The following is a 13,539-nucleotide window of genomic DNA, read 5'->3' on the forward strand; positions in this document are numbered from 1 at the left end:
ATCGCTGCCGCGACTGCGCGAGCGAGACGCGCGATCAAGGCTGGCCGACGCGGAACGAGCCTGACGGCTCATAGGTCGAGGACGTCCTAGAGGTCGCGACCTTCCCGAAGGTCCTTTGATGGGAGCGCCGTCGCTAATCGCAGCTTTCGACCCATTCCTGCCACTAGCGATGTCAGCGACTAGTCGACTCTCTGATAGCTAACGGCCGCTTTCGCGGCCGCTTCGCTATCCTCGGCGGCTCTAGCTTACCTCGGCTGGACTTCCTCGACCGGCAGGCCGAGCTTTGCCAGCTGCGGCTTCACCTTCGCAGCATCGCCCACGACGACCCAGACGAACCCGGCCGGATCGACCGCCTTGCGCAGGGCGGCATCGAGGCTCGCCTGCGTTTGCGCCCGATACTTGTCGGCCAGCAACTCGTAATAATTGTCCGGACGGCCGTAGAGCGCGTTCGTCTGCATCGCGGAAAGGACAGCGACCGACGTCTCGAACTGACCCGGCAGCTGCTGGATACGGTTGGCGATCGTGCGCTGCAGTTCCTCTTGGGTGACGCCCTTGGTCGTCAGGAACTCACGGATGTCGGTCCGCAGGGCCGCGATGGAATCGCCTGTGCGATCCGCCTGCACCGGAGCGCTGAGGATGTACGGCACGGCCTTGGCGTTCAGCTGCGCCGTTCCGCGCACGCCGTACGACCAGCCCTTGTTCTCGCGCAGGTCCATGTTGATGCGCGAAAGGAACTGCCCGCCGAGCACGTCATTGCCGCCGGTGATCGGCGCCATCTCGCCGCGCGGATCGATCTGCGTGACCTGGCCGGCGAGGATGTACGACTGCGGACTCCCCGGACGGTCGATCAGCACGATGCGTTCGTTGTGCGGACGCGACGGGGTTGCGCCGAATGTCTTCTCGCCCTTGGCCACGCCGGCCGGCGCAGTCCACGTACCGAAGCGCTGCTCAAGCTGCTGCTGCACCTCTGCCAGAGGCAAGTTCGACACGACGAAGATCTGGAGATTGTCGGGGCGCAGCCAACGCTGCTGGAAGCCTACGAGATCGTCCCGCGTGAACGCCTTCACTGCGTCCGGACTGCCCGACCCCGTCGCCGCGTACGGATGGCCTTCGCCATAGAGCAGCGTCGGCAGCTCGCGCGCGGCCATGTTCTGCGGATCCTTCTGCTCCTGCGCGATGCCGGTAAGGATCTGCGTGCGGACGCGCTCCACTTCGGCCTGGTTGAAGTCCGGCCGCTGCACGATGTCCGCCAGCAGGTCGAGCGACGGGCCGAGGTTTGCGCTGAGCGCCGACAGAGTGACGTTGCTGATGTCCGCGCTGCCCTGCGCGGCGATCTGCGCGCCGAGCTTCTCTTCTTCCTCGGCGATCTGCTGCGAGCTCTTGCCCGCCGCTCCCTCGTCGAGCAGCGCCAGCGTCATGCCCTGGAGGCCGCGTGCGTTCGCCGTATCGGCCGAATAGCCGGCGTCGAAGCCAAGCGCGATCTGCGTCACCGGAACTGTCGTACGCTGCGCGTAATTCAGCTTCACGCCGTTCGACAGAGCAACATGCTGGACGGTGGGGAAGTCGAGCTGCGGATTGCTTCCGACGTTCGGCATGTCTCGCTTCACGATCGGCGTCTTGATGTCCGCGCTCTTGCCCTTCTTCGGCTTGAACTTCGTCTCCTCGTACGGGGGACGGTCGCCGGGCTCGAGGCGGATCGCGAAGACCGGACGCGACAGCCACTGCTGCATCGCCGCCTTCACGTCGGCGGGTGTCAGCGCCGCATAAGCGTCGAGGTTTTTCTTGTAGAAATCGGAATCGCCGACGAAGACCTGACCTTCGGCAAGCGCGACGGCCTTGCCGCCGAAGCCGCCGACTTGCTCGAGGCCGCGGATGCGTCCGCCAACCTCGCGCGTTGTCGCGCGGCGCACTTCATCCTCGGTCGGGCCGTTGGCGACGAAGTCGGCGATGATCTCGTCGAGGCGCTTCTCGACAACCGCCGGATCGACGCCCGGCTTCACCGTCGCGTCGACCTCGAACAGGCCGATCCGCTGGAAGGGCTGCAAGCCAGCACTGACGCTGACGGCCAGCTTTTCCTCGCGCACCAGGATGCGGTCGAGACGCGAGCTGGCGAGGCCACCCAGGATCGAACCGCCGATGTCGATCGCCGCAAGCTGGGGCGACTGCATGCCCGGAACCGCCCAGTGACGCTGGATCTGCGTCGCGGCGACCCGATCCTTCATCACGATCGACTTGGGTGCGGCGAGCGTCGGAACGTCCGCTGCGGCGGGCGTGTTCACCGGGCCCGACTTGATCGTGCCGAAATACTTCTCGACCAGCGGCCGCGCTTCCGCCGCAGTGATGTCGCCGGCGAGGACGAGCACGGCATTGTTCGGGCCGTACTTGTCGATGAACCATTCCTTCACCGTGGCCAGGCTCGCCGCGTCCAGGTCCGCCATCGAACCGATGGTCGAGTGTTGATACGGATGGCCGTTAGGGAAGAGGTTGCCGAGCACCTCATATTCGACGAGGCCGCCCGGCTGGTTGTCGCCTTGGCGCTTCTCGTTCTGGACGACGCCGCGCTGGTTATCCAGCTTCTGCTGGTCCATGACGCCGAGCAGGTAGCCCATGCGATCGGACTCCATGAACAGGGTCCGGTCGAGCGCCGCCTTCGGCACCGTCTCGAAATAGTTGGTGCGGTCGAACCAGGTGGTCCCGTTGTAATCGGTCGCGCCGATCTGCTGCAGATACGTGAAGTAGTCGCCCGGCAGATTGTCTGACCCGTTGAACATCAGATGCTCGAACAAGTGCGCGAAGCCGGTCTTGCCCTTCGGCTCGTCCTTCGACCCGACATTGTACCAGGTGCTGACCGCAACCACGGGCGCCTTGTGATCCTCGTGCACGAGGACGGTGAGGCCATTCTCGAGCTTGAAGGACGTATGCGGGATCGCGACTTCCTGGACCAAAGCGGAAACCGGCGCCGGCTCGGCGGGAGCAGCTGGTGCGACGGCAAGCGGCGGTTCCGGCAGCGGCGCGACGGCTGCGGTTTGCGGCGCGCTCGCGCAGGCGGCGAGCGCAGCGGCACTCGTCAGCAGGAAGGTCAGGCTGCGAAATCGCATGGTCTTGGAACTCCGGGAATAATTCGAAAATCGGCGGGACCTTAACGGCGAAGCCCCGCCGCGCAACTGCCGTCGACAAACGGCGGTTGGTTATCGACGAACGGCAGGAACGTTTCGTCATTCGCTCGGAATTCCGACCGCTCCCTTGAGCACGTCGCCGAGGCCGAACTTCTTTTTTTTCTTCGGCTGCTGCTGTTGCGTCCCTGGCTGTCCGGCGCCGCTGTCCATGCCGCCCATTTGCGGCATTCCGAGCATCAACGAAGCGGTCGTCTTGAAGCGCGCCTTCGCGACCCACTTCGGCGCCTTCGGAGCCTCGGCAAAATTCGCTTCCGGGCCGTAGCCGATCGCCATGATCATGCCCGCCGGAGATGCGGTCACGACTTCAGCGGGAAGCACGCATTCGCTCGTTGTCGGCGGCATGACGTGACCCGTGCCGATCAGCCGCTTCACTTCCGCAGGCGGCAGGTAATCCATCAAAGGCGTCATCGCGGGGCTCTTTGACGAGCTCCACATGAGCACGTCGCCGTTGCCGTTCGACCCGAACATCGCGAGCGCATAGCCGGTCGCGGTGGGCGCCGGAGTCCAGGCTAGCCGGGCCGCGCCCGACGGAAGCGATCCCGCCTGGTGCAGGTTCAGCCCAGGCATGAAGTCCTGCGCCAGCGTGAAGGCGATCGGCGGCGAGTAATTGCCCTCGACCTTGTGCGCGCCGAGCAGCGATCCCGTCGCCGGCACCTGGCGGTTGTCCTTGTTGTTCGGCCACTCACCAAAGCCCGGCGCCGTATGCGGCACGTTCGCCATCCGCGCGGCATTGGCCATTGCCGCCATTCCCGGAGGCACTTGCCCGGCGGCAAGCTTCGAGAAGTCGATCACCGTCGGCTGGCCCGCGCCCGCGTGCTCGCCGCAGCCCCAGTAGATCAGCATCCGGCCCTTCGGCTTCTCGTAGCCCTGCGGCATGCCGTAGGTTTCCTTCACCGGCTTCGCGACTTGCGGCGTGATCAGCGGCAGGCTCGCGCCCATCTGCAGTCCCGGCGGAATCAGGTGGTTGGCCTCCGGCGCCGTCGTCGGCTTCGTCTTCGAGGCGAGGCGGAGGTCCAGCGTGTGCATCACAGAAGGCGCACTGCCGCTCATCATGCCCATGATCTGGCTCATGCTCGGCCGTCCGCCGCCTGGCGTCATGCCCGCGCCGAGCCCGCCCGCCGTCGAAACGTCCATCCAGTAGCTCGCGATCGGAGGCGGCGCGCTCGCCGGCGCTGCCGCATAAGCCATTGCACCGCACGCGGCCGCAGACACACCCGCAGCCAAGATGCTGATCTTGTTCATCGATTTGCCCCCTGTTGAGCGGCCTTTATCCAACGGCCTCGCGCTCGCATCAATCCCCTGCTAGCGGCGACCCTGAAATGAAAGACATTACTAAGATCCGCAATTTTTCGATTATTGCGCATATCGATCATGGGAAGAGCACGCTTGCCGACCGGCTGATCCAGCGGACGGGCGGGCTGACCGAGCGCGAGATGACGCACGGGCAGATCCTCGACAACATGGAGATCGAGCAGGAGCGCGGAATCACCATCAAGGCGCAGACCGTGCGGCTGGAATGGAACGGCTATGAGCTGAACCTGATGGACACGCCCGGGCACGTGGACTTCGCGTATGAGGTCTCGCGGAGCCTCGCGGCTTGCGAGGGCGCGTTGCTGGTCGTGGACGCGGCGCAGGGTGTCGAGGCGCAGACGCTCGCCAACGTCTACCAGTCGATCGAGCACGACCATGAGATCGTGCCGGTCATCAACAAGATCGATTTGCCGGCCGCTGACCCGGAGGGCGTCAGGCAGGAAATCGAGGAAATCATCGGCCTGGACGCGAGCGAGGCGGTCCTGGCTTCTGCGAAGAGCGGCATCGGCATCGACGAGGTTCTTCAAGCCATCGTCGACAAAATTCCGCCTCCAAAAGGAGACAGGGACGCGCCGCTGAAGGCGATGCTCGTCGATAGCTGGTACGACCCGTACCTAGGCGTCGTCATCCTGGTGCGCGTGATGGACGGGGTCATCCGCAAGGGCGCGCAGATCAAGTTCATGGCCGCCGGCACGATGCACCTGGTCGACCGCGTCGGCTGCATGCGCCCGAAGATCGAGCAGCTGCAGGAGCTCGGCCCCGGCGAGATCGGCTTCATCACCGCGCAGATCAAGGAAGTCGCGGAAACCCGCGTGGGCGACACGATCACCGATGCGAAGCGCCCCGCCGCCGAGCCGCTTCCCGGCTTCAAGGAAGTCCAGCCGGTCGTCTTCTGCGGCCTGTTCCCGGTCGACGCCAACGACTTCGAGAAGCTGCGCGACAGCCTCTACAAGCTGCGCCTCAACGACGCCTCGTTCAGCTTCGAGATGGAAAGCAGCGCGGCACTCGGCTTCGGCTTCCGCTGCGGCTTCCTCGGCCTATTGCACCTCGAGATCATCCAGGAGCGGCTGACCCGCGAATACGACCTGGACCTGATCACCACGGCGCCGAGCGTCGTCTACAAGATCCACCTCAGCCATTCGAAGAACGAAGCGGCGAAGGTCATCGAGCTGCACAACCCCGCGGATATGCCCGACCCCAACCGGATCGAGATGATCGAGGAGCCGTGGATCGACGCGACCATCTACGTCCCCGACGAATATCTCGGCTCCATCCTGAAGCTGTGCCAGGACCGCCGCGGCATCCAGAAGGACCTGACCTACGTCGGCACCGGAAGCCATGCGCGGGCGATGCTGCGCTACGAGCTGCCGCTCAACGAAGTGGTGTTCGACTTCTACGACCGGCTGAAGTCGATCAGCCGCGGCTACGCCAGCTTCGACTATCACCAGATCGGCCACCGCGAGGGCGACCTCGTGAAGATGAGCATCCTCGTCAACAACGAGCCCGTCGACGCGCTGAGCATGATCGTCCACCGCGGCAACGCCGAGGCACGCGGCCGCGGCATGTGCGAGCGCCTGAAGGACCTGATCCCCAGGCACATGTTCAAGATCCCGATCCAGGCCGCGATCGGCGGCAAGGTCATCGCCCGCGAAACCATCGCCGCTTTGCGCAAGGACGTGACCGCCAAATGCTACGGCGGCGACGCGACGCGGAAGCGGAAGCTGCTGGAGAAGCAGAAGGAAGGTAAGAAGCGGATGCGGGAGTACGGCAGCGTCTCGATCCCGCAGGATGCGTTTATCGCGGCGCTGCGGATGGGGGAGGAGTAGCCGAGCGCAGCGCCGCCGACGCGAAGCGTCGCCGAAGCAGCGCGTAGAGACTACGACGACCCGGCCGGCGCGCGAGCGAACGGCCTAAGCCGAGAAGCGAGACGCGTCCGACGTCACGGGATTTAATCCCGTGACGATTGTTCATCCCTCTATCCAGTCGTCCGGGATGAGTTTGTTTCCACCTCTCCATCGTTCGACCACCGACGATTGGAACCAATCTCCGGCTTCGTCGGCGTGGTCCACGACAATGATTTGAAAACCATCAGTAGCGGCGCGATCCCACAAGAACCGGAAAAGCCGGACCACCGCCTTACGATCATCGTCCTCAACAGCCAGCTGATCTAGTTGATCGTCGCTCACCGGGTAGTGAGCCTTCGACGGCTGGTCCAAAACCAAGAAAGCTGGCACCGGTCGATTACGAATCCTAAACCAAAGGTGGAGCGCCACATGGGTGATGATATGGCAACCGACCCAATTGTCGCCGCTACCCATCTGTTCGAGGCGAATTGCACCATTCGGAGTGTCCGCGACGACGGTTAGCCGCTTGAAATCCAGCCTGGTTCGCCCTTCGGAATGTTCAAGCTCAAGGGCGCGTGCATAGTCCGTCATGAAGTTCGAGAGATTTGTCTCAGCATTGCGCAGACGGTCTTCAAAAGTGTCGCCGGCGAGCTTTGATTCAAGTTGCTCAATACGATAGCGAAGCAGTTCAATTTGAGAGTGCAGATCGCCCTCATTGCTTTCGCTTCGATTTTCCAAAAACGAGGTGATCCGACCCTGCACTCGCGACCGCTGCAGTGCCTCTTCTCGTAGACGCTTAATCGCGTCTTGCTGATCCACGACCGCATTGACCTGCGCTTGGTTCGTTGAAAGACGAGACTCCAAATCCCGCCTTTGTTTCCGAAGTTCAGCCACATATGACTGGAGGCGGGGGTTATTCTCATGCAGTGCCGATATTCGCGCGCCTACGTCAGATAGCTCGTTCTTTAGATCCGCAAGCGTCGAAGTAAGCTGAGGCACGTGAGAATCGCACAAGGGACAGATGGTAACACCATTGCTGTCCGTCGCGACAATCGAAAGAGCCCTCAGTCGCGCTGTTTGTTCGGAGAGTTCTCGCTGATATGCGTCTCTATTAGACGCGAGGAGAAGCGCTTCCTCTATCTTCTGTCCGATATCAAAGAATTCGCTACGGAGAGCTTCACGTTCCAGCATCAACTCGTCGAGTTCGGTTCGCTCACCGCTAGTTACGTCATTCCTGATCGGCGCCTCCGCGGCCAGTGACAATAGTTCGAAGGTCTGATCCGCACTGGACGGGCGAGCTTCGAGAGCAATCAAACCAACGTCGCGAGCCTCAGCGAGCAGTGAGCCTGCTCTAGCTAGGCTTGTTTCTTCCCAACTGATCGTCGCATCGAGTTGTCGCTGGATGAGCCGGAGATCTCTACGCAGCTGATTGAGTTCGAGCTGCTCTTGTAGCTCAGTTTCCGAGACCGCACCGACGAAGAAAGGAAGAGTGTCTTTGATAGCTTGAGCTACAAAGCTATCTTGTTGATTGAAGAATAACTGATTCTTGTTGTCGATCAGACTCTGGTCCTGAAAGCAGTAAATCCGAGAATGTGAGAAGTTCGCTTCTAGCGGCGGACGGTGATAGCCTTCTGGTGCAACAAAGAGGTTTTCAGGGAGGCCTACGTATCTGGACAGCGTGAGCTTGAGTGAATCTATGGTCGCGTTCTGTGAGAGATTCTCAAGCGCTGGTGCCTCATCAGAGTCTTGAAAGCGCACGTCGATTTCGGAACTTGTTGCCTTACCTCCAGTGGGATTGCGGCGCGCTATTAAGAGGTATTTTTCGCCGTCGGTCAAAACGACCGCATACCACGCAACCTTCCGCCGGATGACACCCTGAGGAACGTGACATTCACCGGAGCCCAAACAGTAATCGATAATGTGAATTAGGGCCGATTTACCGGTCTTTGACTCACCAGTGATTATGCTCAGCCCGTGAGCGTTGAACTCGACGGAGCGGACTTCTCCTTGGTGGCCGTAGACGAGCAATTTACTTATAGTGATCTTCAAATCTAACCCCCAACGCCGTGAACACTGTTGCGGGAGTTCCAGCGGCGGCCAGCCACTTTCCTACAAAGTGCGATTTTTTCAGGATGTTCTCGACTTCGGTTGAGCCGCTTTGCCCAGTGTACCTCTTTAACGAGGCATTCGGCTTGGCGAAAAGAGAAGCGTCCCCTGAGAGTTCTGCCAGTCCCCCGAGTGTCGCGAGAAGAATGCCTTTGGAAGAGTAAGGTGAGAGTTCTGCAACTCGCTGAGGGAACGTAGCAATGACCTCCCCGAACTTTTCAGTCCAAGGCAAGAGCCTGGTCGCAAGCGAACCAGGCAATTTTGATCGGGTTTCCGAATGCAGAACAAATGGCGCGATCAGATATGCGTAGGCGAAAGGAAGCCCGGAACCCGTAACTTCAACATATCCTTCTGTTGCCCGCGCAATTGTCGCGCCGGTGAAGGCGGGGTTGAGCAAACGTATGCGTTCGCGACCTGCCCATTGATCAGCCATCTTTGAAAAGCGCCTCATAGTCTGGGTGCCAGCCAACCTTCATCTGATCGGCGAGCGCGTGATAAGATCCACTCGTCAGGAACTGTGCTCTTGCGTTTCGAATGGGCACTTCCTGCTCTTCGGCCCAGCCCAGCAGAGTCCGGCCCCATTTGCATTTCGCGACGTCATCCGCGCTGCTATCTAGCTCGTCGCGAAGAATGGCAGATTTTCTTTCCCATCGCTCAGCCAGCGATTGGTCGTAAGCGGCCAGTTCATCAGGATTTACCTTGAACTCGCGAACCCATTTTGACCGTTGAGCGCCGGACTTGAAAAAGTCCTTCTGCGCCCGGCGAATTCTAGAAGACCCAGCGTTAAGAGCCTTGATCTGCCTGACGAAGATCCGACCATCTAGCGGTTCCAGCGCCTCTTCGTCCTCGACGTCTTTCACGAAGATAATCGATGCGTCCGCTCAGATCCAAAAGCTGTATCTTCGCTCCTGACCCTTTCGCCCATTCGCTGAAGACTTTGTCCGTCCACCAGCCTTCCAACTCATTCCGAAAGCGCGGCAATTCTTCCTGCGTGCAGACGAACGCAATTTCTTGTTCGATCTCGTCGCCGAGCGCAGAAAGTCCGGCGAATCCATGCACGGCGGTGACGACGCTGACCATTGCTTTCCGAACTGGCGGTGGCAGTTGGAGGAAATCACGTCGGTCATTCTTAGTGGTTTGATTCGTGGAGGAATTGGCGGCTTCAATCAGCTTTGTAAGCGCCGCTACTTCGTCATCAGTCGTTCGGTCCGGTCCGAGCAGGGCCATTCCGGAAGTCGGCACGAGTTGACCGTTTGTCACAAGAAACAGACGACTGCCGGGCACAATCGCACCGTCTCGAATCTGGCGACTCCAGTTGCCGAGAGTCCGCCATACGGCGGCGTCGACATCCGAATATTCCTTATCTGTCTGAAGCGAGTGCTTGAGCTGCTCGAGGTCGGACTTCCCGGATTCATATTCAATGGCCACGTCCTCAAGTCTCTCGATCGAGACCGCGGCTGTGGGATGTCTTTTTAGTGCCCTCAGCGCCCGCAGGAGCGCGTAACGGAGCTGGTAATAATATCCGGCCGCAGGACCTGACGCCTCGGAAGGCAGTGTATTTGGATTTACGGGCACCAGTCGCCTACGATCCGCGATCCGTACTCGACGTCGACCCGATCTCAGAGAGCGGATTACGGCTGATCAGCCCCCACAGCCGCCCGTCTGTTTCAGAGCCTCTCGCGCCGAGCTCGATCAGATATTCTTTGGCATGCTTCTCACTGAGACCTGTCACGCTCGCTAGCGTTTCGAGCTTCCGCCACCTCGGTCCGTCAGCAAGCATTTTCTTGAGCAGTTCTTCGACTGCGCGATCAAATTTTGGATATTTGCTCTGACGGCTGAGATGTGACGAAAGCCATGTGGTCGACAATGATCCTAATGTGCCAAGGGCTGCACCCAAAAGCACCCAAACGCCTTCGGCCATGTCCCCTCCCCAGGAAACAAGTCGTCACTCGGCACGAACGCTTCATGGCCGTTATTTAGATTTTGTTCAACCAGCGGGGTTTGCGGGAATCTCACCCAATCCGCCCCGCCTCCACATGCGCCAGCCATCGGCTGAACGCATCCGCCTCCTCCAACCCGTCCTCCGGCAGCTTCGCCCCGCCCGTCGCCAGCGGCTGCGGCGGCGGGTTGTGCGGGCGGCGCTCATATTCCGACGGCAAGGGCTTGCGGTTCTTCATGCCTGCTCTCCCTGCCGGATGAGGAAGTCCGCCTGGGCTTTCGCTTCCCATTCGATCTGTCTCGCCGCCTCCGCCGCCAGCTCGTCTCGTCTCGCCTGCCGCTGGGCCTCCGTGGTCATCTCGCTCCATTGTTCCTCGCTGTAGCCGGCGGCGGGCGGGGTGGTTGCTCCGACGTGGGCTCGGCTCGGTTCCAGGGCGTAATCGAAGAGATGCTGAAGGAAGCGCCGGGGCGGGTGTTCGGGGCGTTCGGGCTTGCCGGCCGCCGCCCATAGCTTGCGCCGCTGCTCGTCGAGCGCCGCGCTGAACGGTGTCTCCGCAATCCGGATCCAGCCGTGGCCGTCGCGGCGGAAGCTCGCCAGCAGGTCGAAGGCGGAGATGCTCAGCTCCGTCGCGGCGAGGTCGAGGCCGATCTCGATGAAGGTGATCTGGCGCAGGTAGAAATCGGCGGCGACGATATTGCCGGCGAGGCGCTCCTCCCGCTCCATGCGGACCTTGCCGAGATATTTGCGGACGATGTTCTCGATCACCTCCAGCTTCTGATCGTCGCTGATGGCGGGGTCGGGCTCCGGCTCGGCGCCGCGGAGGCGCGAGGGCGGGGCGAGCTGCGCATTGCGGGCGGCGGCATCGGCGACGCCCTGGGCGATCTTCATGCTGCCGTTCGCTTTCGCGATGGCCTTTGCGCGGTCGTAGGCGATGCGCAGGCTGGTGCTGCCGGGGCGCTTCAGAAGCTGGTCCATGCCGTAGGCGTTGCGGCCGATGGCGAGGGCGGCGCGGCGCTTCGACCCGGTGCTGGCGAGCAGGGCGATGAAGGCGCGCTGCGCATCCGCGTCCCAGCCGTTGACGCGCTGGCGGACGGGGACGGGCTCGAAATCGAGGAGGTCGCCGAGGTGGGAGAAGTCGCCCTGGCGGGCGGTGCCGGTGGCGCGACAGCGGTCGCAGATGACGGGGATGCTCATCCGCGAGGGTGGATCAGACGAAATCCAAATAGGACAGCGGAAAGTGGCGTGAAGCTGCCCTACGGAGCGCTGCGGCTCAACACGCCAAGACAAACCGAAGTCGCGATTCTGTATCATCGCGGGACATTTTAATGGAGTGCCCGGAAACAGCCGTTATGGTAAATAAATCCCGCTCGGTACCGTGCAACGCGTGAAGTTCCGCCAAGGTGAACACCGCGTCCCAACCGGGCTCCACGGCACGATCCTCTGCGGCTTCACTCTGCAGAGGAGACTGGAAATGGCTACTGTTTCTAACGTCACCCTACAGATCGGGCGCGAGGAGGGCGATCGTCGTAGAGTGACGGTCAACTACCGCATCTGCTTTTCGGGATGCGAGGCGCTCGCTGGAAGCACATTCGTCGAAAAGGTCACGCTTCGCGGCGACGATCCGATCTGGGACGACCATCTCATCACGCTTCGCAACGCGTGCGTCAAAGCGGAGCGGGGCTGCGTCGACCGGTCGGTCTCGACGATGGTCAGCGAAAGCACGCTGGACGAGGACGGGGACACGATCATCCTCGGCTGGGTCATCAACCGCGACCGCGACGAGATCTACGCGCGGGTGACGCTCGTGCCCTTCGCGCCCACGGGCTCGGAAGCGGATTCGAACATCGTGACGGGTCAATTCGGCCCGGATTGATCGGCGAGTGCACTTCGGAACGCACCTGCGCCCCCGCGTGACAGGTGCGTTCCGGAGTGGCGGCCGGGCGCGCCCCAACAGGCCCGGCCTGGGTGACTTGGCTAACCCGGCATTCCTGTCATCGGATCGAAGCCCTGCACAATCACGTCGGCCGCGTTGGCCATCGTCAGGCCCTGCAGCACCACCTCCCCCAGCGGGCTCGGGTAGTAGTCGACGCCGTAAACGATCTTCAGCGTGCCGTTGGCCGCCGCCTCGAAATGCCAGTCGAAGTCCTGGTTGATCCAGATGCGGTCGAACGACGCGTCCGCGTCGCCCGCGCGGGTGTCGAAGTCGTCGACGGTCGTCACATAATAAGCGCCCGTCGTCCCGCCGCCGAGCACCAGCGTGTCGTTGCCCGCTCCGCCCGAGACGAGGTCGGTGTCCGCGCCCGTCAGAATGAAGTCGTTGCCGGCGCCGCCGATCAGGCGATCGTCCCCGCGCTTTCCGGTGATGTAGTCGTCGCCGGCGCCACCCTCGATGTAATTGGCGCCCCAGTCGCCGCTGAGGAAATCGTTGGCCGAGCCGCCGATCAGTCCCTCGATGCTGACGGTCACTCCCCGAAGGTCGTTCGCTTCGTTTAGCGCGATGTTGAGGCCGGTCGGGCTGTCCATCGAGAAGTTGGTGTAGAAGCGGTCGCGGTCGCCCGAGATGTTGGTCGTCCCAAGGTCGATCGCAACGCCCTGCGTCCACAGGCTGAAGTCGAGAATGTCCCGATCGAGCCCGCCGTCATAGGCCGCCGTGCCAGAAGGAGTTCCGAGGATGTCCTCGGATTGCGCCCTGATAATGTCGAAGCCCGAGCCGCCGCTGATGCGATCGACGCCGATCCCGCCAGCAAGGACGTCGTCGCCGTTGCTTCCGTCAATGACGAAGCCGCGGTTCTGGTCTGCTGTTGAATAGACGTACGGGCTCTCGCCGATGACGATGTGATCGGCACCCTTGCCGCCCTTGATGCTGATCGGCCCGAGGCTGGGAGATGGCTTCGGCATGTGCGTCCCCTTCGATGCGGGCGGCCGCGGCTCACCCGATGGCGCGACACCGGTGTCCGGCGCGAGAAAGCGAGACGCGCCGCAGGATCGTGAGGTTAAGGCGGGCTGGAAACGACGTTACGCATACGCGCCCCTCTGCGAGTCGTTATGCTATGGCTTTTAGCACAAGGGATGTTGACCCGCAGCGTTGCCGCACGCGTGTCGCCACGTCGAAACAAGTTGGCAGAATCACGAAAGAAATGGATTATTGATCTTCGGCAACTCA

12 protein-coding genes are annotated in these 13,539 nt (G+C 61.9%); 2 read left to right on the forward strand and 10 right to left on the reverse strand.

The window, feature by feature from the left end:
• Positions 1 to 245 precede the first annotated feature (245 nt).
• Both LZ016_RS11315 and LZ016_RS11320 read right to left on the reverse strand, forming a co-directional pair.
• Positions 246 to 3,098: a M16 family metallopeptidase gene (locus LZ016_RS11315; RefSeq protein ID WP_241447582.1), complete on the reverse strand. Its 2,853-nt coding sequence runs from the start codon at positions 3,096 to 3,098 to the stop codon at positions 246 to 248.
• A 117-nt stretch (positions 3,099 to 3,215) separates the two neighbouring features.
• Positions 3,216 to 4,418 (reverse strand): hypothetical protein, encoded by a 1,203-nt coding sequence (locus LZ016_RS11320; RefSeq protein ID WP_241447583.1) that lies wholly within the window; start codon positions 4,416 to 4,418, stop codon positions 3,216 to 3,218.
• Positions 4,419 to 4,495: 77 nt separating this feature from the next.
• Between LZ016_RS11320 and lepA the strand changes: the two genes are divergently transcribed.
• The gene (gene lepA / locus LZ016_RS11325) at positions 4,496 to 6,313 is read left to right on the forward strand and encodes a translation elongation factor 4 (RefSeq protein WP_241447584.1); all 1,818 of its coding nucleotides are present in this window, start codon (positions 4,496 to 4,498) and stop codon (positions 6,311 to 6,313) included.
• Between the two features lie 141 nt (positions 6,314 to 6,454).
• Here lepA and LZ016_RS11330 read toward each other — a convergent pair whose 3' ends face one another.
• The 7 genes from LZ016_RS11330 to LZ016_RS11360 form a co-directional block, all read right to left on the reverse strand.
• Positions 6,455 to 8,167, reverse strand: coding sequence for a DUF3732 domain-containing protein (locus LZ016_RS11330; protein ID WP_241447585.1), 1,713 nt, complete (start codon positions 8,165 to 8,167; stop codon positions 6,455 to 6,457).
• A 193-nt stretch (positions 8,168 to 8,360) separates the two neighbouring features.
• Positions 8,361 to 8,870: a three component ABC system middle component gene (locus LZ016_RS11335; protein ID WP_241447586.1), complete on the reverse strand. Its 510-nt coding sequence runs from the start codon at positions 8,868 to 8,870 to the stop codon at positions 8,361 to 8,363.
• Entirely contained in the window at positions 8,863 to 9,297 is a 435-nt protein-coding gene (locus LZ016_RS11340; RefSeq protein ID WP_241447587.1) for an ABC-three component system protein, read from the reverse strand. Before LZ016_RS11340 ends, LZ016_RS11335 begins: the two co-directional genes overlap by 8 nt.
• A complete protein-coding gene (locus LZ016_RS11345; protein WP_241447588.1) occupies positions 9,221 to 10,012 on the reverse strand; it encodes a hypothetical protein in 792 nt (263 codons plus the stop codon). Before LZ016_RS11345 ends, LZ016_RS11340 begins: the two co-directional genes overlap by 77 nt.
• Before the next feature lie 7 nt (positions 10,013 to 10,019).
• A complete protein-coding gene (locus tag LZ016_RS11350; protein WP_241447589.1) occupies positions 10,020 to 10,358 on the reverse strand; it encodes a hypothetical protein in 339 nt (112 codons plus the stop codon).
• Positions 10,359 to 10,449: 91 nt separating this feature from the next.
• Entirely contained in the window at positions 10,450 to 10,614 is a 165-nt protein-coding gene (locus tag LZ016_RS11355) for a hypothetical protein (protein WP_241447590.1), read from the reverse strand.
• Positions 10,611 to 11,570: a hypothetical protein gene (locus LZ016_RS11360; protein WP_241447591.1), complete on the reverse strand. Its 960-nt coding sequence runs from the start codon at positions 11,568 to 11,570 to the stop codon at positions 10,611 to 10,613. Before LZ016_RS11360 ends, LZ016_RS11355 begins: the two co-directional genes overlap by 4 nt.
• A gap of 277 nt (positions 11,571 to 11,847) precedes the next feature.
• Between LZ016_RS11360 and LZ016_RS11365 the strand changes: the two genes are divergently transcribed.
• Positions 11,848 to 12,249, forward strand: a complete 402-nt coding sequence (locus LZ016_RS11365) for a hypothetical protein (RefSeq protein ID WP_241447592.1) — start codon at positions 11,848 to 11,850, stop codon at positions 12,247 to 12,249.
• Between the two features lie 101 nt (positions 12,250 to 12,350).
• Here LZ016_RS11365 and LZ016_RS11370 read toward each other — a convergent pair whose 3' ends face one another.
• The gene (locus LZ016_RS11370) at positions 12,351 to 13,274 is read right to left on the reverse strand and encodes a calcium-binding protein (RefSeq protein ID WP_241447593.1); all 924 of its coding nucleotides are present in this window, start codon (positions 13,272 to 13,274) and stop codon (positions 12,351 to 12,353) included.
• Between the last annotated feature and the right edge of the window lie 265 nt (positions 13,275 to 13,539).

This window comes from Sphingomonas telluris, from assembly GCF_022568775.1.
Lineage (GTDB): Bacteria > Pseudomonadota > Alphaproteobacteria > Sphingomonadales > Sphingomonadaceae > Sphingomicrobium > Sphingomicrobium telluris.